This window comes from Allohahella marinimesophila, from assembly GCF_039538005.1.
GTDB lineage: Bacteria > Pseudomonadota > Gammaproteobacteria > Pseudomonadales > Oleiphilaceae > Allohahella > Allohahella marinimesophila.
Genome location: NZ_BAABBO010000024.1, coordinates 18,252 through 43,682, shown reverse-complemented (window position 1 = coordinate 43,682; position 25,431 = coordinate 18,252). Strand labels below are relative to the sequence as shown.

Sequence of the window (25,431 nt, the reverse complement as noted above, 5' to 3'; positions counted from 1 at the left end):
TGAGTTGGCTGCGAACTTGAGGCCGGCGTGTTCTAGATGTCCAGCAGAATCCGCGCTGGATCCTCAAGCAATTCCTTGATGGTGACGAGGAACTGCACGGCCTCTTTGCCATCGATCATGCGGTGATCGTACGATAGTGCCAAATACATCATTGGCAACACGACTACCGCGCCATCGACAGCCATTGGTCGTTCCTGAATCTTGTGCATACCAAGAATCGCTGTCTGCGGCGGATTCAGGATAGGCGTGGACATGAGGGACCCGAACACACCACCGTTGGAGATGGTAAAGGTACCGCCAGTCATATCTTCTATTGCGAGCTTGCCGTCTTTTGCTTTCTTGCCGAATTCACCAATCGAGCGCTCGATATCGGCAAGGCCCATATGCTCCGCGTTGCGAAGCACCGGCACGACAAGACCTCGGTCGCTCGACACAGCCACACCTATGTCCTGATAACCGTGATATACGATATCACTGCCATCGATGGAGGCATTGGCTGCGGGGAAACGCTTCAGCGCTTCAGTGGCTGCCTTGACGAAGAATGACATAAAGCCAAGCTTGGTGCCGTTGTGACGCTTCTCGAATTGCGCCTTGTATTGTGAACGCAGGTCCATGACGGGTTTCATGTTCACTTCATTGAAGGTCGTGAGCATGGCTGCATTGTGCTGTGCTTCGAGCAGCCTTCGCGCGATACTGGCCCGCAAGCGGGTCATGGGCACACGTTTTTCGGTCCGGTCGCCTGCAGGCATATCGTCTGCAGCAGCTTTCGGCTGACTTGCAGCAGCGGTGGCCTGGCGTGCACCAGTATCCGACTTCTTCTTTTCAAGATGACTGACCACATCTTCCTTGGTCAAACGTCCACCCTTGCCGCTGGCTTCGACATCGGAAGCGCTCAATCCATTTTCATCAAGCATCTTCCTGGCAGCTGGACTCGCAATGACTTCACCATCCGAGTCGGACTTCCCAATGCCGCCGCTCTGATGACGGGCCTGGCTCTCAGCTTTTTCAGCCTTCGGGGCATCAGCCGCTTTATCTTCTGATTTGACTGATGCGCCATCGCCGGAACCCGCAGTGCCACTAGCGCCCTCGTTAAATATCGCGAGAACTTCTGCGCTTTCGACAACGGCTCCTTCATCTCTGATGATCTTTTCGATCACGCCGTCTGCTGGTGCAACCACCTCAAGCACGACCTTGTCAGTCTCGATGTCGACAATCAGTTCATCCCTGGAGACCTGCTCTCCAGCTTTCTTGTGCCAGGTCGCCACGACGCCGTCTGCGACGGACTCTGGAAAGGTCGGAGCTTTTATTTCGATGGCCATGCGTAATCCTTAGTCGTCTCTACTTGGTTGCAAACAGCACTTTTACAGGCAATCAGCCGTCAAAAGCGGTGTTCACCAGTCTCTGCTGTTCTTCGGCATGCACCTGAGCATATCCCGCTGCAGGCGAAGCAGATGCCTCGCGTCCCGCGTACGTCAGGTAGATCTTGTCGTGAGTCTGTGCGATCACTGATCTCATATGATGCTGGCTGCTGTACCAGGCGCCCTGGTTCATCGGCTCCTCCTGACACCAGACGATCGACTTGAGGTTCTTGTACTGCATGAACACTTCTGTCAGATCGTCTTCCGGGAAGGGGTACAACTGCTCGATCCGGACCAGCACAACATCTGTGCGCTCGTCAGCACGACGCTTCTCCAGAAGGTCGTAGTAGACCTTGCCACTGCACATGATGAGCCGTGAAGCCTTTTTCGGTTCGATACTATTATCGGCTTCCCCGATCACGGTCTGGAACTGACCTTCTGAGAGCTCCTCGAGCGTCGAAATGGCCTCGCGGTGACGGAGCAGCGACTTCGGACTCATACAGATCAATGGCTTCCGCAGCGGTCGTTTTACCTGTCTGCGCAGCATATGAAAGACCTGTGCCGGCGTCGATGGTACGCAGACCTGAATATTATGCTGCGCAGCCAACTGCAGGAAGCGCTCGAGACGTGCAGAGCTATGCTCAGGGCCCTGACCCTCATAGCCGTGTGGCAACAACATGGTGAGTCCGCACAGACGCCCCCACTTGTGCTCACCGCTGGTAATGAACTGGTCGATGACGACCTGCGCACCATTGGCGAAATCACCAAACTGGGCTTCCCAGATAACCAATGGGTTCGGATTGGTGGTGGAGTAGCCGTATTCGAACGCGAGCACGGCCTCCTCCGACAGATAGCTGTCATAGATCTCGAACAGGGGCTGATCTACAGATATATTCTGCAGCGGCACGTAGCTCGATCCATCCTGCTGATTATGCAGAACGGCATGGCGGTGGGAGAAGGTACCGCGACCGACGTCCTGGCCGGTCAACCGGATAGCATGTCCCTCATGCAGCAAGGTTGCGTAAGCCATGACCTCCGCATAACCCCAGTTCATCGGCGATGCGCCCTGGGTCATCTTCTGACGATCTTCAAGAATCTTCGATACCTGCCGTTGGGCAGTAAAGCCTTCAGGAAGCTGATCGATTCTCTTGCCAAGACGCTGAAGCGCCTTCATCGCAATATTGGTTTTCGCCTTCGCCGTCCACTTGTGGCCAAGAAAGGGTGTCCAGTCCACGAACAGCGACTTGTTCGGTTCCAGCACCAGACTGCTGACAACGTGACTCCCGGCATCGAGGCGATCGCGATAATCACTCTCCATGGATTTGGCTTCGTCTTCAGCGATAACACCGTCTTCCAGAAGCTTTTGGGCATACAGCGTTCGGGTCGTTTCGAGTGAGCGAATCTTCTGGTACATGATCGGCTGGGTAGCCGCCGGCTCATCGGCTTCGTTATGGCCACGACGGCGGTAGCACACCAGATCGATGACCACGTCTTTCTTGAAGGTATTCCGATAGTCGACCGCGACCTGCGTGACGAATAGCACCGCCTCGGGATCATCGCCATTGACGTGAAAGATAGGCGCCTGAACCATCTTCGCGATATCAGTACAGTATTCCGTACTCCGCGCGTCTTCACGTTTGGACGTCGTGAAACCAACCTGGTTGTTGATGACGATATGGACCGTTCCGCCGACGCCATACCCGCGGGTCTGACTCATCTGGAAGGTTTCCATGACTACGCCCTGACCGGCGAATGCCGCGTCGCCATGCATGATGACTGGCATCACGGAATCACCTTTCCTGTCGTCGCGGCGAGTCTGACGCGCTCGCACCGAACCGACTACCACGGGTGACACGATCTCGAGATGCGAAGGGTTAAACGCCAGCGCCAGGTGAACTTCGCCGCCCGGCGTCATAACGTTGGACGAAAAACCCTGGTGATACTTAACATCACCGCTACCATCATCCGTCGCAACGGAATGCTTGCCTTCAAACTCGTCGAACAGTGACTTCGGGTTCTTGCCAAGGGTGTTGACGAGCACGTTCAGACGACCACGATGGGCCATGCCGATAACGATTTCCTTGACGTTATATGAACCTGCCCGCTGAATGATTTCGTCAACGAGTGGTATGAGCGCTTCACCACCTTCGAGCCCGAATCGCTTGGTCCCCGGGTAGCGCGAACTCAGATATTTTTCCAGACCTTCGGCTGCAGTGAGTCGCTCCAGGAGATGGACCTGCTTTTCCTTGCCGAATACCGGATGCGAACGCACGCTTTCGAGGCGTTGCTGAATCCAGCGGCGCTCTTCCGTGTTGCTGACATGCATGTATTCAGTGCCAACAGTGTCGCAGTACGTGAACTCCAGCCCCCTGATGAGCTCGCCGAGCGTCATAGTTTCGACACCGAAACGAAGCGTGCCAGCCTGAAAAACCGTGTCTTTATCTGCCTCGGTCAGGCCGTGGTAGGCGAGATCGAGATCGACTACGTGAGGTCTTGGCTGAAGTGCGAGGGGGTCGAGGCTGGCCTTCTGATGACCGAGAAGTCGATAGGCCGTGATGAGGTTGATGACCCGAACCTGCTTGCGCTCGTGCTCGGTAGTAGTCTGATAATCAGCACCACCTGTCCCGCCCACACTGGGCCTGCGCTTGGCGAGAGCCCTGAACTGATCTCGAATGACGGCGTGAGACACGTCCGCGTTCTGACTATCCGGGTTCTGGGCTGGCAACTTGTCAAAGAAGTCGCGCCATTTTTCAGGAACGCTATTCGGATTGGTCAGGTAGGATTCAAACAAATCTTCGACATAGGCCAGATTACCGCCTGCGAGGTGGGCGCTCTGCCAAAGCTCTTCCATTCTGCTTTCTTGCATATATCCGCCATTATTTATAGTGAGCGTAGCCCTTGGTGTAGGCCTTCCACTCGAACAACCTCGTCGGGTAGATGAGGTTAAACAGCACGTCAGACCTCTCGACCAACGTGCTCAGAATAGTCTATACAGCGCAGCGGGCAAGCGCTTGCAAATGCACTGTCTGCAGCCGCAATCCCCGGTAGGAGAACATCAGCGACTGTTTTTGCAATGCGCCAATGGCTCAGGTTGCCCGGGAGATCAACATATTTCGAATATGGCCAATTGCGCGAGTCGGATTCAAACCCTTTGGACAAACGCTTACACAATTCATGATGCCACGGCAGCGGAAGACGCTGAAGGGGTCGTCCAGCTTCGAAAGACGGTCCTCAGTCGCAGTATCCCGGCTGTCGTTAAGAAACCTGTAGGCCTGGAGAAGACCAGCTGGACCGATGAATTTTTCAGGGTTCCACCAGAACGAAGGACACGAAGTGGAGCAACAGGCACAGAGGATGCACTCGTAAAGCCCGTCGAGTTTAGCCCTGTCTTCAGGAGTCTGCAGACGCTCTATGGTTGGAGGCGGTGTATTGTTCTGCAGGAACGGCTGCACTTTCTCGTACTGCTTGTAGAAGATCGACATGTCGATGACAAGATCACGGATAACAGGCAGACCAGGCAATGGACGAAGCCTGACCTGATTGTTTTCTATGATATCGGAGATCGGTGTGACGCAGGCCAGACCGTTCTTGCCATTCATGTTCATGCCGTCTGAACCACATACCCCCTCGCGGCAAGACCGACGGTACGTTAATGAAGGATCTTTTTCCTTCAGCAGATTGAGTACGTCAAGCACCATGAGATCCTTGCCTTCGGGCAATTCGATCTCAATGTCCTGCATGTATGGTTCACGATCTATTTCAGGGTTATAGCGATAGACACTAACTAACATAATTCACCTCACAACTCGTGAAACGATACTCGCCAAATGTTCACTTGGTGGAGCGGTCAGCGACGGCTCCACCAGACAACGTTCTGTTATTTGCAGGCCTTTTGCGCCTGGCGGGAACGAGTCCTAGTAACTTCGAACCGAAGGCGGGAATGCCTCCATGGTCTTGGGGCTGAAATTGACATCCCGCTTTCGCACTGAGCGGTCTTCAGCAAAATACAGCGAATGCTTGAGCCAGTTCTCGTCGTCGCGCTCGGTGAAATCGTTACGCGCATGCGCACCACGACTTTCTTTCCGGGCTTCGGCAGGAATTGCTGTTGCCAGCGCCACTTCGTATAGATTCTCCAGCTCGAGAGCTTCGATTCGAGCAGTATTGAAAGCGTTCGACTTATCCTGCAAATGCAGGTTGTGGACACGCTCACCTATCTCGTCGAGCTTCTTCAAACCAATCTGCATCTTATCGCCGTCACGGAATACGCCGAAGTAGAGCTGCATGCAGTTCTGCAGATCCTTCTTCACCTGTGCAACAGACTCGCCACCAGTGCTTGCGTTCAAACGGTTGTATCGCGAGAAGGCCTCATCAATATCTGTTTGAGATGGATCATCTGCGCTGTAACCGCCGCGAAGCAGTTCCTCGATGTGCAGACCTGCTGCGCGACCGAACACGACAAGGTCGAGCAGGCTGTTACCGCCCAGGCGGTTCGCACCATGGACCGAAACGCAGGCCGCTTCACCGACAGCGAAGAGCCCGTCAATGGATTGATCCTTGCCATTTGCATCCTGAGTCAGTGCTTGGCCGCCAATGTTGGTCGGCACACCGCCCATCATATAGTGACAGGTCGGCACGACCGGAATCGGATCCTTCGCTGGATCGACGTGAGCAAAGGTCTTGGCCAGCTCAACGATGCCGGGAAGGCGGAGGTTGAGCGTTTCGGCACCGAGGTGATCAAGCTTGAGCATGACGTGATCCTTGTCTGGACCACAGCCCCGTCCTTCCAGAATTTCAAGGATCATCGAGCGGGCGACAACATCACGACCCGCAAGATCTTTCGCGTTCGGCGCATAGCGCTCCATGAAACGCTCACCTTCACTATTTATCAGGTAGCCACCTTCGCCGCGGCAGCCTTCTGTAACGAGCGTACCCGCACCATGGATACCAGTCGGGTGGAACTGCCACATTTCCATGTCCTGACCAGGCACGCCGGCTCTCAGTGCCATGGCTGTACCATCACCACTATTGATAAGGGCATTGGTAGTAGAAGCGTAGATTCGTCCTGCGCCACCAGTGGCCAGAACGGTCGCCTTGGCACGAATGAACACGGTTTCACCGGTTTCGATGCAGATGGCAGTTACGCCAGTGATCTTGCCAGCTGCGTTTTTGACCAGATCAATGGCATACCATTCATTCAGGAACGAGGTGCCGCCTTTCAGGTTACCCTGATACAGGGTATGCAGCAGTGCGTGGCCGGTACGGTCAGCAGCAGCACAGGTTCGTGCGGCCTGACCGCCTTTACCGAAGTCTTTTGACTGGCCGCCGAATGGCCGCTGATAGATTCGTCCTTGCTCGGTTCGTGAGAAAGGCAGGCCCATGTGCTCAAGCTCAAAAACAGCTTGCGGACCTACAGAGCACATATACTCGATAGCATCCTGGTCGCCGATATAGTCGGAGCCCTTGACGGTATCGTACATGTGCCAGCGCCAGTCATCATTCGGATCGGCACTCGCGATGGCGCAGGTGATGCCACCCTGGGCGGATACGGTGTGTGACCGTGTTGGAAAGACTTTTGTGATGCAGGCCGTGTTCAGACCTGACTGCGTCAACTGTAGCGCGGCACGCATACCAGAACCGCCGCCCCCTACTACGATTGCATCGTATTTAAGCGTTCTTACTGCTGCCATCTTCAAAGTCCCCAGAGAATTTGTACGCCCCAAACCACATACACGAAGAGGATAACGCCTCCAACTGCCTGTGCTATGAACTTGACGAACCCGTTATGCAGGTAGTCGGTCGCCACAGTCCACATGCCTATCCAGGCATGTGCGCCAAGCGCCAGCAAAGCCAGCAGTGAAAATATGCGCATCCACGTCGCTTCGAACAGTGACTTCCACTCGACGTAACTGATATCGCCACTGAAGACAAAGTAGCCGAAGAGAAAAATAGTATAGACGCCGAGGATGACGGCTGTGGCACGCTGGATCAACCAGTCGTATGGGCCGCTTCGACCAAAGTTGGTGATAGTAGTTACCATACGAGAACTCCGGCGAGAACGATAAGAATGATGGATATGACAATGGAGACCTTGGCGGCAATCGTTGCCCCTTCCATCGTTTCCATGTAGCCCATGTCCTGAATCAGGTGCTTGATACCCGATACCAGGTGATAAAGAAGGGCAGATAGAATGCCCCACACAATGAACTTGACGAAGAAGCCATCCATCCAGCCCTCGACCCGGGCGAATGATTCGCTGCTCTCGAGAGACGAGTCCAGAAGGTACAGCAGAACGCCCAGCATGACGAAAATGATCACACCGCTGACTCTGAAGAGAATCGATGTAATGGCCGGGAGCGGGAAGTGGAACTTCGTGAGATCGAGGTTGACCGGTCTGTTTCTATTCACAGTGTGTAGCACCTTTGAATACTTTGCCCTGTGGGGGCCGTGTGAAGCGAGGAAGCGTGTGACTCCGAAACACTGCCGAAACGCAGCGGGTTGGTTTCGGGCGCATAGTATATGAGGGCATGCATCACATTACAATTGAGATACGGTCCGATTCGGCATAAGGATTCAATCTCCGGGCTTATGCCTCTTCAGGGTGCCGACAACGAGGCCGCGCACCAAAATCGAGCGACGTCATACAAATGCAAGAAAGGGCTTATCAATTGCTGATCAAGTCATTAGTATAAGCGCCTATCCAGAGCCTCGGTCGTTTTCAGCCTGTCACAAAGCCTGCCACCGACCGAGTGAAGCCGGATGCATCCGCATCTAATCTACTACGTCGGGCAGTTGGACTGGCCGGCGATGTACAGTAACGGGAGTCGTCCATGACGGATAAGCACGCCAAACTCACAGTTGATGGCAAAGATATTGAATTACCAATGTATTCGGGCACAACCGGCCCTGATGTCGTCGACGTACGATCTTTGGTCCAGCAGGGGCTCTTCACTTACGATCCCGGCTTTGTGTCTACCGCCGCCTGCGAATCGAAGATCACTTTCATCGACGGCACTAACGGTGTTCTGCTGCATCGCGGTTACCCTATAGAGCAACTAGCGCAACATTCAGATTATCTTGAAACCTGCTACCTGCTCATTCATGGCGAACTGCCTTCCAATGAGGAGCTCGGTCATTTCAAATCCATGGTCAAGAACCATACGATGGTTCACGAGCAACTGAATCATTTCTTCAATGGTTTTCGTCGGGATGCTCACCCGATGGCCATCATGTGTGGTGTCGTCGGTGCACTCTCGGCCTTCTATCACGACACCATGGACTCCACTGACGAGAAGCATCGCGAGATTGCCGCCTTCCGCCTGATTGCCAAAATGCCGACGCTGGCAGCCATGTGTTACAAGTACTCGATCGGCCAGCCCTTCATGTATCCGCGCAATGACCTCGATTACGCTGCAAACTTCCTCTACATGATGTTCGGTACCCCTTGCGAAGAGTTCGTAGTCAACCCCATCCTGGCGAAGGCGATGGACAAGATTTTCCTCTTGCACGCAGACCATGAGCAAAATGCTTCTACGTCCACAGTAAGGCTCGCAGGCTCTTCTGGCGCCAACGTCTTTGCCTGCATTGCCTCAGGCATTGCAGCACTTTGGGGGCCAGCTCACGGCGGTGCCAACGAGGCCGTGCTGAGCATGCTGATGGAAATCGAAGATGAATCACGCATTCCAGAATTCATCGAGCGTGCCAAGGACAAGGATGACTCCTTCCGTCTCATGGGCTTCGGCCATCGCGTCTACAAGAACTTCGATCCACGCGCCAAGGTCATGAAGGAATCCTGTGACCAGGTACTTCAGGAGCTCGGCCTTGAAGACGATCCGCTCTTCAAGATCGCCCGTCGCCTCGAGCAGATTGCCCTGGAAGATCCATACTTCGTAGAGCGCAAGCTGTACCCGAACGTCGACTTCTATTCAGGTATCATTCTCCGTGCGATCGGCATTCCAGTATCCATGTTCACGGTTATCTTTGCCATGGCACGCACCGTCGGCTGGTATTCTCACTGGAACGAGATGGTGAGCACCGACTATAGAATCGGCCGACCACGACAGCTGTACACCGGGCACACCAAGCGTGACTACCCTGGCTGATAGCTGATGGCTGACACCGATCTGCAGAACGAGGATCGCAGGCAGGTCTGCTTCATAGGATTAGGCGTGATGGGCGCACCTATGGCAGGTCACCTGGCGACAGCCGGCCTGCAGGTCGCCGTCTACAATCGCAGCCGGGGCAAAGCGGAAGCCTGGCTGAGGGCGCATCCGGGGCACAGTATTGTCGAGCTCCGGGATGCTCGCAAGATGAGCACCATCATTTCCTGTGTCGGCAACGACCAGGACCTTTCAGATATTTATCTGGGCGACGAGGGTCTGCTGGCGCATCTTCCGGCCGGTGCGCTCGTTATCGATCATACGACTGCCTCTGCCGATATCGCCCGCCAACTGAATTCAGCTGCCGAAGCACGCGGCATCGGGTTCATTGATGCTCCCGTCTCCGGTGGCCAGCAGGGCGCCATCAATGGTGCGCTCACCGTCATGTGCGGTGGCCAGGAACCTCATTTCAGACAAGCCCAGGCGATTATCGAACATTACGCGAAGATGGCACGTCTTCTGGGCCCGGCAGGCTCCGGCCAGCTGACCAAGATGGCCAATCAGATTGCGATAGCGGGCCTGATAGAAAGCCTGGCAGAGTCCATTCACTTCGCGACGGTCGCGGGACTGGATGAACATGCTGTGATTGAGGTGATATCCAAAGGGGCAGCCCAGTCCTGGCAGATGGAAAACCGACATGACAGTATGATCCGCGGCGACTACGAGCACGGCTTCGCGGTTGATCTGATGCGGAAGGATCTGGCAATTTGCCTCGATGAAGCGCGTCGTAATGGCGCACACTTGCCGGTAGCAGCACTGGTGGATCAGTTTTATGGTGAGGTTCAGCAGCTAGGCGGTGGCCGCTGGGATACTTCAAGTCTACTGAGCAGATTTTCAAGCCGGAAAGACTGAGGCGATCAGGCGCTGACCCAGACTGGTCAGCGCCGACCCTGGCCTGTCTTCAGCTTTTGACTGTCCACTTGCTACCTGAGTAGTACGCTGCCCAGCCACTGGGTTTACCGTCATCCTTTTCTGACATTACATACTGCTCCTTGGTCTTGCGACTGAAGCGGATGACAGCCGGGCGGCCTTCTGGATCCTTGGTTGGCGCCTTCATGAGATAGGCGTATTTCGGATCTATTTCGTTCTTGTGCGGCAACAGCTCGGTCACCAGTGGCGCACGGGTTTCCCTGTTCTTCGGAAACTGACTGGCGGCCAGAAAGAGCCCTGAGGCGCCATCGCGCAGCACGTAGTGATCATCCACCTTGGTGCACTTCAGCTCAGGCATCTGTACAGGATCCATCTTCGGCGGCGCAGGGTCACCATTGCGCAGCAGCTTGCGGGTATTTTTACAGTCTTCGGCGGTACAGCCGAAATACTTGCCGAAGCGACCATTCTTCAACTGCATTTCTGCGCCACATTTGTCGCACTCGAGACGCGGACCTTCGTAACCCTTGATCTTGTAATGGCCTTCTTCGACTTCGTGCCCTGGACAATCCGGATTGTTGCCACAGACATGCAGCTTGCGGTGCTCATCAATCAGGTAGTTATCCATGGCAGTCGAACAGACCGGGCAACGCCGCTTCTCACGCTGCGCCTGGGCCTCGGCTTCATCATCATCAGCCGCGATGGCTTCGTCACCCGGCGTAAGGTTCAGGGTCGTCTTGCAGCGCTCCTTGGGGGGCAGACTGTAGCCTGAACAGCCAAGAAACACCCCAGTACTCGCCGTCCGGATCTGCATGGGTCTTGCGCACGTCGGGCAGGCAATACTGGTAGGTACAGCTTCATTCGCACGCATACCGGATTCTGTAGACTCCGCATGCTCAAGATTCTGGCTGAACTGCGAATAGAATTCGTCGAGCACCGTTTTCCAGCTCAGTTTGCCGGTAGCAATAGCATCAAGGCGCTCTTCCATACTCGCCGTAAAGCCATAGCTCATCAAATCCTTGAAGGACTCCGTTAGCCGGTCGGTGACGATATCGCCCATCTTCTCCGCGAAAAAGCGTTTGTTCTCGAGTCGAACGTAGCCGCGGTCCTGTATCGTGGAAATGATGGAGGCGTAGGTCGATGGTCGCCCTATCCCCTGCTTCTCGAGCTCCTTGACCAGGGTTGCTTCGGTGAAACGCGCTGTCGGTTTGGTAAAATGCTGCGTAGGCTTCAGTGCCTCGAGGTCGAGCACATCGCCCTGCTTGAACGGCGGCAGCTGAGCGTCTTCGTCTTTCTTGACAACCAGCGGCAGCACCTTGAGGAAACCCGGGAATTCCATGACCCGACCACGGGTTCGCAGCTCGAACTGACCGGCCTCGACCACAAGTGTGGTGCTCTGGAATCGGGCATTTTCCATCTGACAAGCTACAAACTGCTTCCAGATGAGGGTGTAAAGGCGCTCAGCGTCGCGCTCAAGGCTTTGCAGCTGCTCCCCGCTCACGTTTACGTCTGTCGGCCGAATCGCCTCGTGAGCCTCCTGAGCGCCTTCCTTGCTGCTGTAGACTCTGGGCTTCTCTGGACAATAGGCCTTGCCATACTGATCGACGATGTAATCCCGCACTGTCGACACGGCATCAGCAGACAGATTGGTCGAATCGGTACGCATGTAGGTGATATAACCCGCTTCGTAGAGCTTCTGGGCCAGACGCATGGTCTTGCTCACGCTGAAGCCGAGCCGGTTACTGGCGCCCTGCTGCAGCGTCGAGGTAATAAAAGGTGCGGATGGCTTCGACTGTGTCGGCTTGTCTTCACGCTTGGCGATCTTGTAGCCGGCTTTTTCGAGCTGAGCCTGGAACGCTTCGGACTCCGCGCGGTTTTGCGGCCGATAGGCTTTGCCATCTACTCGAGTGACTTCAAACTGAGCCTGGGCCCGCGTGCGCTTGCCTTCGCCTGCAAGCGTGTCGGTGACTTCGCCAGCGAGGTCGGCGTGCATCTGCCAGTATTCTTCAGGCACGAAGGCACGAATTTCCCGCTCACGCTCAACGATCAGTTTGACGGCGACAGACTGCACCCTACCAGCTGAAAGACCACGTGCGATTTTCGACCATAGCAGCGGCGATACCATGAAGCCGACTACCCGATCCAGAAAACGCCTGGCCTGCTGCGCATTGACCCGATCAATGTTGAGCGTGCCAGGCTCCTTGAAAGCATCCGAGATCGCGTTCTTGGTAATCTCGTTGAAGACGACGCGCCGGAATCGCTCATCATCGCCACCGATCAGCTCCCTCAGGTGCCACGCTATGGCCTCCCCTTCGCGATCGAGATCCGTTGCGAGATAGATATGGTCTGCCGTCTTGGCTAGCCGCCTGAGCTCTTCAACCACTTTTTCCTTGCCGGGGAGGACCTCATACTCAGCTTCCCAGTCATGTTCCGGGTCGACACCCATCCTGGTAAAGAGCTGCCGCTTGGCCTTGGCCTTCTTCTCCGAATCCGACAGGGATTTGGTGGCCACAGGCTTTTTCTTACCTGCCGCCTTCCTGTCAGTCTTGCTCGCGCCCGTCGGCAAATCCCGGACGTGGCCGACGCTGGACTTGACGATAAAGTCTGGCCCAAGGTACTTGTTTATGGTTTTGGCTTTTGCAGGCGACTCTACGATGACGAGTGATTTGGCCATTCAGAAACTGGTCTCTTAATTCGATTTGGCGTCATATATAAGGTGTTGGCCTACAATAATCAAGCATACCCGCGGAATCGAGGCTAAGCTTCAGTTACCTCAATTGCTTGTTTTTCGTGCCTCTTTCTTATGACTACACTCGTTGTTGTACTCCTCGGCATCATGTTCGTTTCTGTAGTTGTGAGCGCTGTTCTGTATGCAAGACAACAGGCTGCGCAGCACAGAGCGGCAAAAATCAAGGCCCTGCTGCAGCGACGTCAGGACTATGAAAATGCCGTTGCGCTTATTCTGCAGGTCGATGATCGGGCTGATATTGCCGTGGCCATGACTATCGCCCTGATCGAGATTCAGAAAGAGCTGATATCACTGGGTCTTCCAGGGGCACTGCAGCAACTGGAAGACCTGAAAGGCCAGCTCCACGCTCTGGAGGAAGGCAGACTCAGACCATCCGGCGAGCGGGTGATGCACAGCGATGGCCAGATGAGAGCAGCCCTGGAGGGTCTGCGAACGCTTGGGAACAAGCTTCTGAGACTCAAGCTCAGAGCGCGCCTGTCGGCCGAAGCATATCAACAACAGCTCGAGCACCTGGAGCAGCTCAAGCTGACGGTTCAGATTCGCTCGCATGAATATCACGCTGACCAACTGCTGCAGGCCGACAAGCGACGCGAGGCTATCGGCCAATTGAAAAAAGCACGGGACGTTTACAAACGCAGCTCACTTGGCACTACCGAGAAAAATGAAGCCGTTCGACGGCTCACTGACCAGATAAAAGCTGCCGAGAGCACGCAGAGTTCGACTACGAGCAACACTAAGCCAGAGGCCGACGACGACGAACTCGATATTGAATGAGCATGCCATCGGCAGGATACCAGGCATGAAAAAGCCGGCGCAAATGGCCGGCTTCACTCACTTCATAGACCAATGGGCGGCTTTAGACCGCCCAGCTTGACCTAAAGACGTTCCCAGACAGTAGAGATACCCTGTCCCAGACCGATACACATCGTGGACACACCAAAGGTACCGCCCTTCGCTTCCATAATGTTCAGCAGCGTGGTGGAGATACGTGCACCAGAGCAACCCAGCGGGTGGCCCAGCGCGATCGCGCCGCCGTTCAGGTTTACTTTGTCGTTCATCACGTCCATCAGCTTCAGATCCTTGATGACTGGCAGTGACTGCGCCGCGAAGGCTTCGTTCAGTTCCCAGAAATCAATGTCGGAAATCTCAAGACCAGCACGCTTCAGCGCCTTCTTGGTAGCCGGAACCGGGCCGTAGCCCATGATCGCAGCATCAACACCGGCAGTGGCCATTGCACGGATCTTCGCCATTGGCTTCAGACCCAGCGCCTGTGCGCGCTCGGCAGACATCAGCAGCATGGCGGCAGCGCCGTCAGTGAGCTGTGATGAAGTACCTGCAGTCACGGTACCAGACTTCGGATCGAAGGCTGGACGCAGCTGACCAAGGCTCTCGAGCGTGGTTTCCGGACGGATAGTCTCGTCTTCGGTGCACAGCATCGGAACGCCGTCGTCGTCATGACCTTCCATGACAACGATTTCGTTCTTGAAGCGGCCTTCGACAGTCGCTTCGTGAGCACGCTGATGTGAACGAACAGCGAACTCATCCTGCTGCTGGCGGTTGATGCCGTGCATCTTGGCGAGCATTTCAGCAGTGAGACCCATCATGTTCGACGCCTTGGCGCTGTACTTGCTGGCAGCCGGGTTATGATCGAAACCCTCTGTCATGGGTACGTGGCCCATGTGCTCGACACCACCAACCACGAAGACTTCGCCGTTGTTGGTCATGATAGCCTGTGCTGCAGTGTGGATCGCAGTCATGGCTGAGCCACACAGTCTGTTCACGGTCTGCGCTGAACTAGTGTGTGGGATCACGCTCATCAGCGAGATCTGGCGAGCAACGTTAAAACCCTGCTCCTTGGTCTGGTTGACGCAGCCCCAGATCAGGTCCTCGACCTCAGCTGGATTGACGTCATTGCGCTCGAACAGCGCGTTGATCAGGCGAGCAGAAATATCTTCCGCTCGGGTATGCTTGAATATGCCGTTCTTGGCACGTCCCATTGGCGACCGCACGCAATCGACAACGACGACATCTCTTGGATTCAGACTCATATCTTATCTCCGTCCTAATCTGTATTGCGGCAATCAGCCGTAGAATTTCTTGCCTGACTTAGCCATTTCACGCAGGCCATCAGTAGGATGATAAAGCTTGCCGAGTGATTCGTACTTGTCAGCGATCCTGCAGAACTCTTCAACACCAATGGTGTCGATGTAGAACAGCGCGCCGCCACGGAACGGAGGGAAACCGATACCGTACACCAGGCCCATATCCGCCTCGGCAGCAGTCTCAACGATTCCATCTTCAAGACAGCGAACGGTTTCGATGCACAGTGGCACCATCATGCGCTCGATGATCTCTTCGTCGGTGAACTCGCCCTTCTTGTGCACGACATCGCCGAGCATCTGCTCAACTTTCTCGTCAACAGCCTTCTGCTTCTTGCCCTTCTTGTCGAGCGAGTACTTGTAGAAGCCCTTGTCGTTCTTCTGACCGAGACGGTCGTTTTCGAACATCAGCTCTACAGCAGTCTTTTCGCTGTACTGCATACGATCAGGGAAGCCTTCAGCCATGACATCACCAGCGTGCTTGGCAGTGTCCATGCCGACTACGTCGAGCAGGTAGGCAGGGCCCATTGGCCAACCGAAACGCTCCATGACCTTGTCGCACTGCTTGTAGTCAGCGCCGTCACGAACCAGCAGGTTGAAGCCACCGAAGTAAGGGAACAGGATACGGTTGACCAGGAAGCCCGGGCAGTCGTTGACCACGATCGGATTCTTGCCCATGGCCTTGGCGTACGCCACGGTAGTGGCAATTGCCTGCTCGCTGGTCTTCTCGCCACGGATGACTTCGACCAGCGGCATCATGTGCACCGGGTTGAAGAAGTGCATGCCGCAGAAGTTTTCAGGACGCTTCAGGTTCTGCGCCAGACGGGTAATCGAGATCGTAGACGTATTAGAAGTCAGGATCGTATCTTCACGAACGACGTCCTCTACTTCACGTAGTACCGCATCCTTGACCTTCGGGTTCTCTACAACGGCTTCGACAACGAGGTCGACGCTCTTGAAGTCACCGTAGCCAAGCGCAGGGTTGATCTTGTTGAGAACGTCAGCCATCTGCTCGGCAGTCATCTTGCCACGAGAAACGCGCTTGGTGAGCAGGCCCTTGGCTTCTTTCAGACCAAGATCCAGACCCGCCTGAGCGATGTCTTTCATGACGATTGGCGTGCCTTTCAGTGCAGACTGGAATGCAACACCGCCGCCCATGATGCCAGCACCGAGCACTGCGGCACGATTGACAGGCAGTGCCTGCTTGTCATATGCCTTGGCTTTCTTCTTCAGTTCCTGATCGTTCAGGAACAGGCCAACGAGTGCTGCGGCAACGGGTGTTTTCGCCATTTTGGCAAAACCCTTGGCTTCAACTTCGATCGCCTTGTCGCGAGTCATGCCGGCATGCTTCTGCATGACCTTGATGGCTTCCACTGGCGCCGGATAGTTGCGGCCAGCCTGGCCTGCCACGAAGCCCTTCGCAGTTTCGAAGGTCATCATGCTTTCCATGGCATTGAGCTGCAGCTTGCCTTTCTTCTCTTCTCGGCGCTCTTTGTAATCCAGTGAACCGTCGATGAGACGCTTCATAGTAGTCTTGGCCGCATCCATGAGGGCATCAGGTGCAATCACCGCATCGACAGCCTTATCCTTCAAAGCCTGTTCAGGCCGCTTCTCGCCGCCAGCACAGATCCATTCGATGGCATTGTCTGCACCAATGACACGTGACAGACGAACCGTGCCACCAAAGCCAGGAAATATGCCGAGCTTGACTTCAGGCAATCCAACTTTCGCCTTCGAAGACATGATGCGATAGTCAGTAGCCAGACACATTTCAAAACCGCCGCCAAGCGCGATACCGTTGATGATCGTCAGCGTTGGAAAAGGCAGATCTTCGATCGCGCTGAATACGCTGTTGGCCTTGAGATTGTTGGCCACCAGCTCTTCTTCGGACCCTTTGAAGAGTTCCTTGAATTCTGTAATGTCGGCACCAACGATGAATACATCCTTGGCACTTGTGACGATAAGACCCTTGACGTCATTGGCGTTACCAAGCTTGGCAGCCGCCTCGCCGAGTTCTTCAATGGTCAACCGGTTGAACTTGTTTACCGATTCACCCTGTAAATCAAATGTCAGGACAGCTATTCCGTCATCGATCAGTTTTACCGTGATGGCTTTACCTTCGTAAATCATCAACTCTTCTCCAAGCTTTGTTGAGCACGGGTTAATGGCCCAGCGGCGCCCCTTTTGTCTATCCATTAGATGAAGGGAGGACCAAGGTACCTACGCGAAGTACGTATACGTCCCGAAGTATACCGTTATCGGGACTCGTAGCAGCTTTTAATTCGAATCGGACGTGGTGCCCGACCCAGCGCTAATTCATACGCTTGTTTGAATTAGGTGGGCGCTAAGATGGATAAAATCGGCTGGAAAGTCAACTCTCCTTGGCCTTGAGTCGCGACGCCCATCTCGAATACCAAGTCATTCGGCTTAAGCCCTTTGACTAAGACTCTGAATCTATTTACCTTTCAGAAGGATCCCTGAATGGCTCGCGCTTCTGGAGCGGCCCCCGTCGCCTCGACTAATCAAGTCGTCCGAGCCGCTACAGGCCGCGCTAGTGCTGTTTGGGAAAGCAGCTATACTGAATTGACATCGTTCAAAATCGCAATAAATAGAATTCAAGCGCCTTACGAAGAGACGGGAGTGTAAACGAATGCTGGTGAAGACTGTGCCGAGCTCAAGCATCACAATAGACGTATCAAACAAGCGACCTGTCGGCCTGCTCCGCTCCGCCCGCCTTCTGCCGCGAGCGCTAGCCTACGGACTGGTCGTGGGTCTGCTGTCGAGCTTGCCAGCACACGCGCTGGATCAGGCGCAGGCCGCCGAGCTGCTATCCGCACTATTCAAGGTTCGTTCCAATGGCAACCTCGTCATGAATAGCTATTACAATTTCAGCATCGCTCCTGGCGACAAGGATGAGCGTCTCTTAGTCAGTGAGCGAGCCGAAGCCCTCGCCAGTTCTACGGGCAGGATCAATGAAATGGCCACTACCCTGGAGGAAGGCCAGCTACGCGAGCAACTCTTGCGCATTCCGGAGATACAGGGACAGTATGCTGCACTGCTGAAGGACAACATCGCAGATCTTATCGAGCGACAGTATTCCGATATACGTCTCGTGGCCGATATGGCGCAGGTGAACCAGAATCTTCTCACTGCTGCCGAGACAGCCAAGCGCAGTGCCATGGATGCTGCCAGCTATCAGCCGGATGTGATGGTCGAGCAACTCCGTGAAGCCACGCTGCTCATGGAAAGTATGATGACCAAATACTCTGCCCGGTCAGCCTCAACCGTTTCCCAGGTTTTCCAGGGGGCGCAGACGGACGAGCCCATCGATGTTCAGGCGGTCAATTTCGACAAACAGCTGAACGCCATCAAGGCTGCGCTCGGCAACAATGCAGAAGCGACCAAAGCGCTGAAGTCGATCGAAAGCAGCTGGTTCTTCATCAAAGGTTCATACATCAACTACAACGAAAACAATGTGTCGTACGTAGTCAACCTCTACTCGAACAAGATTGTCGAGAAGTTGAACGGTCTGCTGGAAAGCCTGTCAAAGACCAGCTGAGGCTGACCGTTTCACCAGCGAAATGAGCTCGTCCAGAAATGGCTCGGCTCTTTCGCGCGTGACCTGCTCCGTCCAGATGAGCACCGCTCTGGTGGGCGTGAGGGTGAAGGCATAGACCGCCCGCTCCACCTCGTACTGGGACAGAATGTCTGGCATGGCCGTCCGATCAGTATCGCTCTCTTTCCTAATGAAGCTTACCAGTACAGGCTCTGTTTTTGCCTGCCGCGCATTGGCACCTCCCGGATCTGTCGCGCGAACACGCCAGGTATATTCGACGATCGGCCTGTCAGGTTCGACGTCGAAGCGCTTGCTGATTTCATCTTTTCGCAATAGCCTTACCTGGAAGCCTTTCTGCTGAGCCAGCACCCGGGTGCGCTCCAGAATGCGCCTGGCTGGAGAGGGCTTCAGCCAGTAAAGCGCGCCGATCGGCCCCAGCAGGGCAAAGGCGATGATGAACCACTCCATTCAATATCCCTCGCCCGAATCTGGCAGATGCGACACCACGTTGAGCTCGGCACCGCACACCAGTGTTTGCGTGCGCCCGTCTTCATATGGCGTTGAGTAGACGAGGTTCTGTCCGAACATGATGCCGCGCTCGCCCCGGCGGAAAGTGGCCAGTGTTTTCAGCGGCTCCTTGCCACGGGAGCCTGTGTCCGGATCGACGGTGGTAATGGCGCAGCGGCTGCATTTCTTGACGCCATACAGTACAACACCGTCCGACTCGATGCGGTGCCAACTGTCTTCGGCAAAAGGCTCCGATCCGCTAACCACTATATTGGGCCTGAACCTGGACATCGGTAAGGCCTGCGCCATTTTCTGATTCAGGATGTCGAGTGAAGCCTGGCCGATGACAAGTGCCTGATAGGCGTCTGCAAAGCCGACCTGAAAGGTCTGGCCTGCCAAAGCTGTACGGTCGATGTAGTCCTGCTCGACCGGGCGTACTGTGTCTGCCGCCATGAAGACCAGCCTGACGCTGGTACCGAGAAAGTTGCTGAGAATCGTGTTGACCGTGTCGTCAGCCACGACTGCTGCACAGCTATCACCCCATATGCTGACCTCCAGCCGCTGCTTGCTCAGGGAGCGCGGCTCCAGCAGGACGGGGTTGGCAGGCGCATCAGTGTCCAGAGCTGCGAGCTCGAGGAGCTCGGGGGCACTGCCCTCGACCGGAACACGCAACAGGAGCAGACCATCCCTGACGACTGGTAGCAACCTGAGCATGTGAGGCAGTGTTCGAGCTGTGAGATAGCGTGCGTCGTCATCGACGAGCATCCAGCTACGGTCGTGGCAGGGACCGGATTTACCGAAGCGAAGCTGCTCCACACTGAGTCCGGCACAGGATTTGACCGGATACCAGTGGAGTGACTGAATCGTAGGCATTGAGAAGAACAGACCTCCTGGTCATCACTGCGCCTCTGAGTCCAGCCTCGCCTTGACCGCCCTGGCCAACTCGTCCGGCTGGAATTTACTCAGGAAAGCGTTGCAGCCAACCTTGGCCACCATGGCCTTGTTGAAGTTACCGCTGAGCGAAGTATGCAGCACAATATAGAGATCCTTCATGCGGCTGTCATTGCGTATTTCCGTCGTCAGGCGATAGCCGTCCATAGCCGGCATTTCAGCATCAGTGATGACCATGAGCAGCTTCTCATTGAGATCGATGCCCTCATCTGCCCACGCCTGCAGCTTTTGCAGGGCCAGTAGCCCGTTGACAGCCGTATGCACGACGAGACCAACCTGTGACAGCGTGGATTTTGCCTGTGCTATCGCGACCGGGGAATCATCTACCAGCAGCACTTCCCTGCCTCCTGCCTGCGCCTTCACCTCGGTGGTGAGCTGCTGATCCTTGATTTCCGTGTCGTAGGGCAGGATGTCGGCCAGAACCCGTTCGACATCGATGATCTCGACCAGCTTGTCATTATGTTTGGTGATTGCCGTAACGTAGTGCGCAGAGCCAGCATTCTTCGGCGGAGACATGATCTCCTGCCAGGTCATGTTGACGATGCGGTCGACACTCGCTACCAGGAAGGCCTGGACCGATCGATTGTATTCAGTAACGATGATAGTCGCATCCTTCGAGCGCGGCGTCGGGCCAAGCCCGATGGCCAGGGACAGGTCGATGACCGGCACGGTCTGCTGGCGAATGGTGCTGACGCCGATGACCGACGGATGCCGCTTCGGCATCTGCGTGAGATTCGGAAGCTTCTGGACTTCCTGGACCTTGAACACGTTCAGGGCGAAAATCTGATTGGCTCCGAGTTTGAAGAGCAGGAGCTCGAGGCGGTTCTCGCCCACCAGTTTGGTACGTTGATCAACTGAGTCGAGGATGCTGGACATAGGACGCTACCATTCGAATACCTGGACCGGGATTTCCGGCAACTGTCTCCCAAGTCTAGATCAAAACCTTCCTTTTGATAGCGAGCATAAGGCCGTATGATTGCGCATTCAAAATTCTTGGGTCAGGGAGCTTCGACCGAAATGAAAGTACTCGTTACAGGTGCCAGCGGCCATATTGGTGGTCACGTTGTCGATCAGTTACTGAACATTAACCACGGCGTTCGTGCGCTGGCCAGGAAGAGCTCGGATCTTCGTGGCGTACGGGCCAGCGAAATCGAAATCATTCACGGCGACATCAAGGACAAGTCGGCGGTGAAAAAGGCCGCAGAGGGCTGTGAGGCCATCATTCATCTGGCAGCGGTCTACAAGACGATTGCGAAAACCGCCGAGGAAATCGTCGAACCAGCCGTCACCGGTGCCCGAAACGTTCTTGAGGTCGCAGCGGAACTTGCTATCAAACGGGTGGTGTACACGAGCTCTGTGGCATCGATCGGCTTCGGTTATAGTCCTGACGAGATGCGTACGGCGGATGACTGGAATGACGATGCGCAGAATCCTTACTACGTTGCCAAGACGCAGAGTGAGCGTCAGGCGCAGAAACTGGCAGCCGAAAGCGGCGTTGAACTCATCGTGCTCTGCCCCGCCATCGTGCTCGGCCCTGGCGATTACCGGATCACGCCTTCGAACGGTCTGGTGATGGACCTTCTCAATGGACGCGGCCAGACCTATAAAGGCGGCATGAATATCGTGGATGTTCGTGACGTTGCCAGAGCTCACGTCGAAGCATTGACGAAGGGCGAGCCAGGCAGTCGTTATATAGTAGGGGGCGAGAACATCGAGGTCATCGAATTGGGCCGGATGCTCAAGACGCTGACCGGTAACAGGCCCTTACACTTGCCTACCGGCAGAAAGCTGACGCTGGTGGCTGCCAAGGCTATTGAAATGATCTGCCGTCTGTTGCATCTTACGCCGCCTTTTACTCAGGATCTGGTTCACGAAGTCGTGGAACGCTATGCGTGGTACGACACGAGCCGAACCTATGCTACTTTTGGATTTCAGCCGCGCTCTGCCCAGCAGACCCTGAAGGCCTGTATCGCCTGGCTCGTCGAACAGGACAAGGTAAAACAGCGAGTTGCAGACGGTTTTCGCAGTCGGAATGACGAAGTATCGCAGCCTGGGATAGGCGCTGAAAAAAACGCCTGAAATCGCTTTTCATCACACTATATAGTGTTATACTTCCCACCAATGACCCATATCTAGTTAGTTAAGCCGGTCAGCTCATTAGCGTGAGCACCGGCTTCGGCCTGCTTTTGCCTGCTGTTTAGGTCATTACCAAGCGCATTGTTTGCACCGCCGACGCCGTGGATCAGCCCCGCGTGGTGGACATACCAATAAGATCAGCCTGAGGGGTATCAATGAACGCCAAAGTTCAACAACTCGTTTCTCCAATAGAAATGCAAGCCGCTTCCGCAGACATCTGGAGCACGAAATACCAGCTCAGAACCAAAGCCGGTGAGCCTGTCGATGCAAGCATCCAGGACACCTATCAGCGAGTGGCGCAGTCACTCGCCAGCGTCGAAGACGCGAAGATCCGTCCCGAAGTGTTCAAGAGTTTTGTCTGGGCACTGCAGAACGGCGCCATTCCGGCTGGACGCATTATTTCGAATGCCGGTGCGGAAGCACACAAGCCAGCGACTTCGACGATCAATTGCACCGTTTCAGGCTCCATCCATGACTCCATGGATGACATTCTGCTGAAGAACCATGAAGCAGGCCTGACACTGAAGGCTGGCTGCGGTATTGGCTATGAATTCTCCACCCTGCGACCGCGCGGCGCTTACGTGGCTGGTGCGGGTGCCAAGACTTCCGGGCCCCTGTCCTTCATGGATATCTTCGACAAGATGTGCTTTACGGTGTCTTCAGCTGGTGGGCGTCGCGGTGCTCAGATGGCGACATTCGACGTGCATCATCCTGACGTGTTCGAGTTCATCCGCGCCAAACGAGAAGACGGCCGTCTGCGTCAGTTCAACCTGTCGCTGCTGGTCACCGAAGACTTCATCCTGGCAGTGAAGAACGATACTGACTGGAAACTGTCCTTCCCTGTCACACGCAAGGAAGCTGAAGCTGACGGCCTTGACCTCAGCGACAAGGATAACTTCCTCTACCGCAGCTTCCCGATCAAGGAAGGCTTCATCGCCGACGAAACCGGACGTGTAGCCTGCCGCATCTACCAGACCGTCAAGGCACGGGCCATCTGGGATGCCATCATGTCATCGACCTATGACTTTGCCGAGCCAGGGTTCATCCTGATCGACAAGGTCAACGAGATGAACAACAACTGGTTCTGCGAGAATATCAGGGCTACCAACCCCTGTGGCGAACAACCCTTGCCGCCATATGGCAGCTGTCTGTTGGGCTCCGTAAACCTGACGCAGTTTGTCGAGCTGCCCTTCACTGAACACGCCCGATTCAACTTTGAGAGATACCGCAAGGTGGTGGGTGTATTCACTCGCATGCTCGATAACGTTGTTGAAATCAATGGTCTGCCCCTAGAAGGCCAGCGCGACGAGATCACCTCGAAGCGTCGGCACGGCATGGGCATTCTGGGGCTCGGCTCCACACTGGCCATGCTGAGAATGCCTTACGGTTCACCTGAGTCGGTCGAGTTTACCGAGGTGGTTAACCGCGAAATGGCGCTCGAAGGCTGGCGCCAGGGTCTGGAGCTCGCTCGGGAAAAGGGTCCTGCGCCCATCATGAACGAGACCTTCAAAGTCACGAAGGAGATGTTGCTGCAGCGTCCCGAAATGAAGAAGGACGGCTTCAAGGTCGGCGACAAGGTGCTGGGCAAGGTCCTGCTCGCCAAGTACAGCCGTTATATGCAGCGTGTAGCTGAAGTCGATGCCGAGCTTGTGGAGTCGCTGGCGAAGGAAGGCGCACGGTTTACCCACCACACGTCCATCGCGCCAACGGGAACGATTTCGCTGTCGCTGGCGAACAATGCGAGCAACGGCATCGAGCCGAGCTTTGCGCACCACTATTCGCGCAATATCATTCGTGAGGGCAAGAAGACCAAGGAGAAGGTCGACGTCTTCTCTTACGAGCTCCTGGCTTATCGACACCTGGTTAACCCCAAGGCCATGCCCTATGCGGAAGATCCAGAAGCGACGCTGCCCGATTACTTCACTGTGAGCGATGAAGTCACGCCGACCCAGCATGTCGACATTCAGGCTGCGGCACAGAAGTGGGTGGATTCATCGATCTCGAAAACAGCTAACGTGCCAACCGATTTCGCCTACGACAGCTTCAAGGACATCTACATGTATGCCTACGACAAGGGGCTGAAGGGATGCACTACATTCCGTTTCAACCCCGAAGCATTCCAGGGCGTACTTGTGAAAGAGTCGGATCTCGAGAAGACGCTGTATGAATTCATGCTGGACGACGGCACGAAGGTGACGCTGAAAGGTAATGAGCGCGTCGAATATGACGGCGAAGTGCATACCGCGGCAAATCTGTTTGATGCGCTGAAGGAAGGCACCTATGGAAAGTACTAAAGCGCAGGAGGACGTGAACATGTCTACGAAGCCAATGAAGCCGGTGAAGATAGAAAAGAAAATCGTCAGCTACGCCGTGCACAAGCCGCGGCCCGAGAGTGAAGTGGTCGCAGAAGCAGCGGCTCACGCCGCGAAGCAGCCGGTGGAGATGAACGAAACCATAGAGCGGCCTGAGTTTCTTCTGGGCAGCACCTACAAGATCAAGCCGCCGGTTTCGGAGCACGCTTTCTACATCACGATCAACGATATTCTGTTGAACGAAGGCACCGATCATGAGAGCCGCCAGCCCTATGAAATCTTCATCAATTCAAAGTCGATGGAACATTTCCAGTGGGTCATTGCGCTGACACGGGTTATCTCAGCAGTGTTCAGGAAAGGTGGGGATATCACTTTCCTGCTTGAAGAGCTGCTGTCGGTCTACGATCCGAATGGCGGGTATTACAAGAAGGGTGGCATCTTCGTGCCTTCACTCGTTGCCGAGATCGGTTCAGTGATTGAGAAGCACCTGATGTTCCTCGGCATCATCAAGTCGGACAAGCTCAGCCCTGAGCAGCGCAAGTTGGTAGAGGAGAAACGTGCGGCTTATGAAGCGGTTCATGGCGAGTCAGGTGGAGCTGAAGGCAGCTTTCCACCCAGCGCCATCAGCTGCAAGAAGTGCATGCAGAAGTCGGTCGTCATGCTTGACGGCTGCCTGACCTGCCTCAACTGCGGCGACAGCAAGTGCGGTTGAAGTAAAGCGCAGGCATACAGAAGCCGCC

The 25,431-nt window shown here is 55.2% G+C and carries 19 protein-coding genes; 7 read left to right on the top strand and 12 right to left on the bottom strand.

The annotated features are described in order from the left end of the window. Positions 1–32: 32 nt before the first annotated feature. The 6 genes from odhB to sdhC all read right to left on the bottom strand — a co-directional run bounded on the left by odhB (position 33) and on the right by sdhC (position 7,763). Entirely contained in the window at positions 33–1,319 is a 1,287-nt protein-coding gene (gene odhB / locus ABD735_RS19850) for a 2-oxoglutarate dehydrogenase complex dihydrolipoyllysine-residue succinyltransferase (RefSeq protein WP_344809790.1), read from the bottom strand. 52 nt (positions 1,320–1,371) lie between these two features. Next, entirely contained in the window at positions 1,372–4,224 is a 2,853-nt protein-coding gene (locus tag ABD735_RS19845; protein WP_344809788.1) for a 2-oxoglutarate dehydrogenase E1 component, read from the bottom strand. Between the two features lie 220 nt (positions 4,225–4,444). Continuing rightward, the gene (locus ABD735_RS19840; protein WP_344809786.1) at positions 4,445–5,149 is read right to left on the bottom strand and encodes a succinate dehydrogenase iron-sulfur subunit; all 705 of its coding nucleotides are present in this window, start codon (positions 5,147–5,149) and stop codon (positions 4,445–4,447) included. Between the two features lie 123 nt (positions 5,150–5,272). Further along, on the bottom strand, positions 5,273–7,045 hold the full coding sequence (sdhA, locus tag ABD735_RS19835; RefSeq protein ID WP_344809784.1) for a succinate dehydrogenase flavoprotein subunit: 1,773 nt from the start codon (positions 7,043–7,045) through the stop codon (positions 5,273–5,275). Positions 7,046–7,047: 2 nt separating this feature from the next. Further along, positions 7,048–7,395 carry a succinate dehydrogenase, hydrophobic membrane anchor protein gene (gene sdhD / locus ABD735_RS19830; protein ID WP_344809782.1) on the bottom strand — a complete coding sequence of 116 codons (348 nt, stop codon included), beginning with the start codon at positions 7,393–7,395 and terminating at the stop codon, positions 7,048–7,050. Beyond that, on the bottom strand, positions 7,389–7,763 hold the full coding sequence (gene sdhC / locus ABD735_RS19825; RefSeq protein WP_344809780.1) for a succinate dehydrogenase, cytochrome b556 subunit: 375 nt from the start codon (positions 7,761–7,763) through the stop codon (positions 7,389–7,391). The genes sdhD and sdhC overlap by 7 nt, the downstream gene beginning before the upstream one ends. Positions 7,764–8,185: 422 nt before the next feature. Between sdhC and gltA the strand changes: the two genes are divergently transcribed. Together gltA and ABD735_RS19815 are read left to right on the top strand one after the other, a co-directional pair. Continuing rightward, the gene (gene gltA / locus ABD735_RS19820; protein ID WP_344809778.1) at positions 8,186–9,457 is read left to right on the top strand and encodes a citrate synthase; all 1,272 of its coding nucleotides are present in this window, start codon (positions 8,186–8,188) and stop codon (positions 9,455–9,457) included. A gap of 6 nt (positions 9,458–9,463) precedes the next feature. Further along, positions 9,464–10,366, top strand: a complete 903-nt coding sequence (locus tag ABD735_RS19815; RefSeq protein ID WP_344809776.1) for an NAD(P)-dependent oxidoreductase — start codon at positions 9,464–9,466, stop codon at positions 10,364–10,366. 49 nt (positions 10,367–10,415) lie between these two features. Here ABD735_RS19815 and topA read toward each other — a convergent pair whose 3' ends face one another. Beyond that, complete coding sequence (gene topA, locus ABD735_RS19810; protein WP_344809774.1) at positions 10,416–13,055, bottom strand: type I DNA topoisomerase; 2,640 nt, start codon at positions 13,053–13,055, stop codon at positions 10,416–10,418. A 129-nt stretch (positions 13,056–13,184) separates the two neighbouring features. Between topA and ABD735_RS19805 the strand changes: the two genes are divergently transcribed. Beyond that, on the top strand, positions 13,185–13,904 hold the full coding sequence (locus tag ABD735_RS19805; protein ID WP_344809772.1) for a hypothetical protein: 720 nt from the start codon (positions 13,185–13,187) through the stop codon (positions 13,902–13,904). A 101-nt stretch (positions 13,905–14,005) separates the two neighbouring features. Here the strand turns inward: ABD735_RS19805 and fadA are convergent, their stop codons facing one another. Both fadA and fadB read right to left on the bottom strand, forming a co-directional pair. Next, positions 14,006–15,178: an acetyl-CoA C-acyltransferase FadA gene (fadA, locus tag ABD735_RS19800; RefSeq protein ID WP_344809770.1), complete on the bottom strand. Its 1,173-nt coding sequence runs from the start codon at positions 15,176–15,178 to the stop codon at positions 14,006–14,008. Positions 15,179–15,211: 33 nt separating this feature from the next. Continuing rightward, the gene (gene fadB, locus ABD735_RS19795; RefSeq protein ID WP_344809767.1) at positions 15,212–17,359 is read right to left on the bottom strand and encodes a fatty acid oxidation complex subunit alpha FadB; all 2,148 of its coding nucleotides are present in this window, start codon (positions 17,357–17,359) and stop codon (positions 15,212–15,214) included. Between the two features lie 520 nt (positions 17,360–17,879). Here fadB and ABD735_RS19790 point away from each other — a divergent pair. After that, a complete protein-coding gene (locus ABD735_RS19790) occupies positions 17,880–18,788 on the top strand; it encodes a hypothetical protein (RefSeq protein ID WP_344809765.1) in 909 nt (302 codons plus the stop codon). On the opposite strand, the gene ABD735_RS19785 is transcribed toward ABD735_RS19790, so the two are convergent. From ABD735_RS19785 to ABD735_RS19775, 3 genes are read right to left on the bottom strand one after another with little or no spacing between them, the layout of a single operon-like run. Further along, positions 18,774–19,253, bottom strand: a complete 480-nt coding sequence (locus ABD735_RS19785) for a hypothetical protein (RefSeq protein WP_344809763.1) — start codon at positions 19,251–19,253, stop codon at positions 18,774–18,776. The two genes, ABD735_RS19790 and ABD735_RS19785, sit on opposite strands and share 15 nt — an antisense overlap. Then, on the bottom strand, positions 19,254–20,165 hold the full coding sequence (locus ABD735_RS19780; RefSeq protein ID WP_344809761.1) for an MOSC domain-containing protein: 912 nt from the start codon (positions 20,163–20,165) through the stop codon (positions 19,254–19,256). Between the two features lie 24 nt (positions 20,166–20,189). Further along, positions 20,190–21,119, bottom strand: coding sequence for a chemotaxis protein CheV (locus tag ABD735_RS19775; protein WP_344809759.1), 930 nt, complete (start codon positions 21,117–21,119; stop codon positions 20,190–20,192). A 141-nt stretch (positions 21,120–21,260) separates the two neighbouring features. Between ABD735_RS19775 and ABD735_RS19770 the strand changes: the two genes are divergently transcribed. From ABD735_RS19770 to ABD735_RS19760, 3 genes are all read left to right on the top strand, one after another. Then, complete coding sequence (locus ABD735_RS19770; RefSeq protein ID WP_344809757.1) at positions 21,261–22,322, top strand: NAD-dependent epimerase/dehydratase family protein; 1,062 nt, start codon at positions 21,261–21,263, stop codon at positions 22,320–22,322. Between the two features lie 212 nt (positions 22,323–22,534). After that, positions 22,535–24,673 (top strand): adenosylcobalamin-dependent ribonucleoside-diphosphate reductase, encoded by a 2,139-nt coding sequence (locus ABD735_RS19765; protein WP_344809755.1) that lies wholly within the window; start codon positions 22,535–22,537, stop codon positions 24,671–24,673. Next, the gene (locus ABD735_RS19760; RefSeq protein ID WP_344809753.1) at positions 24,660–25,403 is read left to right on the top strand and encodes a TSCPD domain-containing protein; all 744 of its coding nucleotides are present in this window, start codon (positions 24,660–24,662) and stop codon (positions 25,401–25,403) included. The genes ABD735_RS19765 and ABD735_RS19760 overlap by 14 nt, the downstream gene beginning before the upstream one ends. The last annotated feature ends 28 nt before the right edge of the window (positions 25,404–25,431 follow it).

Coding starts and splice junctions, on each gene's coding strand:
- odhB (WP_344809790.1), bottom strand. CDS start 1,319: ATGGCCATCGAAATAAAAGCTCCGACCTTTCCAGAGTCCGTCGCAGAC.
- ABD735_RS19845 (WP_344809788.1), bottom strand. CDS start 4,224: ATGCAAGAAAGCAGAATGGAAGAGCTTTGGCAGAGCGCCCACCTCGCA.
- ABD735_RS19840 (WP_344809786.1), bottom strand. CDS start 5,149: ATGTTAGTTAGTGTCTATCGCTATAACCCTGAAATAGATCGTGAACCA.
- sdhA (WP_344809784.1), bottom strand. CDS start 7,045: ATGGCAGCAGTAAGAACGCTTAAATACGATGCAATCGTAGTAGGGGGC.
- sdhD (WP_344809782.1), bottom strand. CDS start 7,395: ATGGTAACTACTATCACCAACTTTGGTCGAAGCGGCCCATACGACTGG.
- gltA (WP_344809778.1), top strand. CDS start 8,186: ATGACGGATAAGCACGCCAAACTCACAGTTGATGGCAAAGATATTGAA.
- ABD735_RS19815 (WP_344809776.1), top strand. CDS start 9,464: ATGGCTGACACCGATCTGCAGAACGAGGATCGCAGGCAGGTCTGCTTC.
- topA (WP_344809774.1), bottom strand. CDS start 13,055: ATGGCCAAATCACTCGTCATCGTAGAGTCGCCTGCAAAAGCCAAAACC.
- ABD735_RS19805 (WP_344809772.1), top strand. CDS start 13,185: ATGACTACACTCGTTGTTGTACTCCTCGGCATCATGTTCGTTTCTGTA.
- fadA (WP_344809770.1), bottom strand. CDS start 15,178: ATGAGTCTGAATCCAAGAGATGTCGTCGTTGTCGATTGCGTGCGGTCG.
- fadB (WP_344809767.1), bottom strand. CDS start 17,359: ATGATTTACGAAGGTAAAGCCATCACGGTAAAACTGATCGATGACGGA.
- ABD735_RS19790 (WP_344809765.1), top strand. CDS start 17,880: ATGCTGGTGAAGACTGTGCCGAGCTCAAGCATCACAATAGACGTATCA.
- ABD735_RS19785 (WP_344809763.1), bottom strand. CDS start 19,253: ATGGAGTGGTTCATCATCGCCTTTGCCCTGCTGGGGCCGATCGGCGCG.
- ABD735_RS19780 (WP_344809761.1), bottom strand. CDS start 20,165: ATGCCTACGATTCAGTCACTCCACTGGTATCCGGTCAAATCCTGTGCC.
- ABD735_RS19775 (WP_344809759.1), bottom strand. CDS start 21,119: ATGTCCAGCATCCTCGACTCAGTTGATCAACGTACCAAACTGGTGGGC.
- ABD735_RS19770 (WP_344809757.1), top strand. CDS start 21,261: ATGAAAGTACTCGTTACAGGTGCCAGCGGCCATATTGGTGGTCACGTT.
- ABD735_RS19765 (WP_344809755.1), top strand. CDS start 22,535: ATGAACGCCAAAGTTCAACAACTCGTTTCTCCAATAGAAATGCAAGCC.
- ABD735_RS19760 (WP_344809753.1), top strand. CDS start 24,660: ATGGAAAGTACTAAAGCGCAGGAGGACGTGAACATGTCTACGAAGCCA.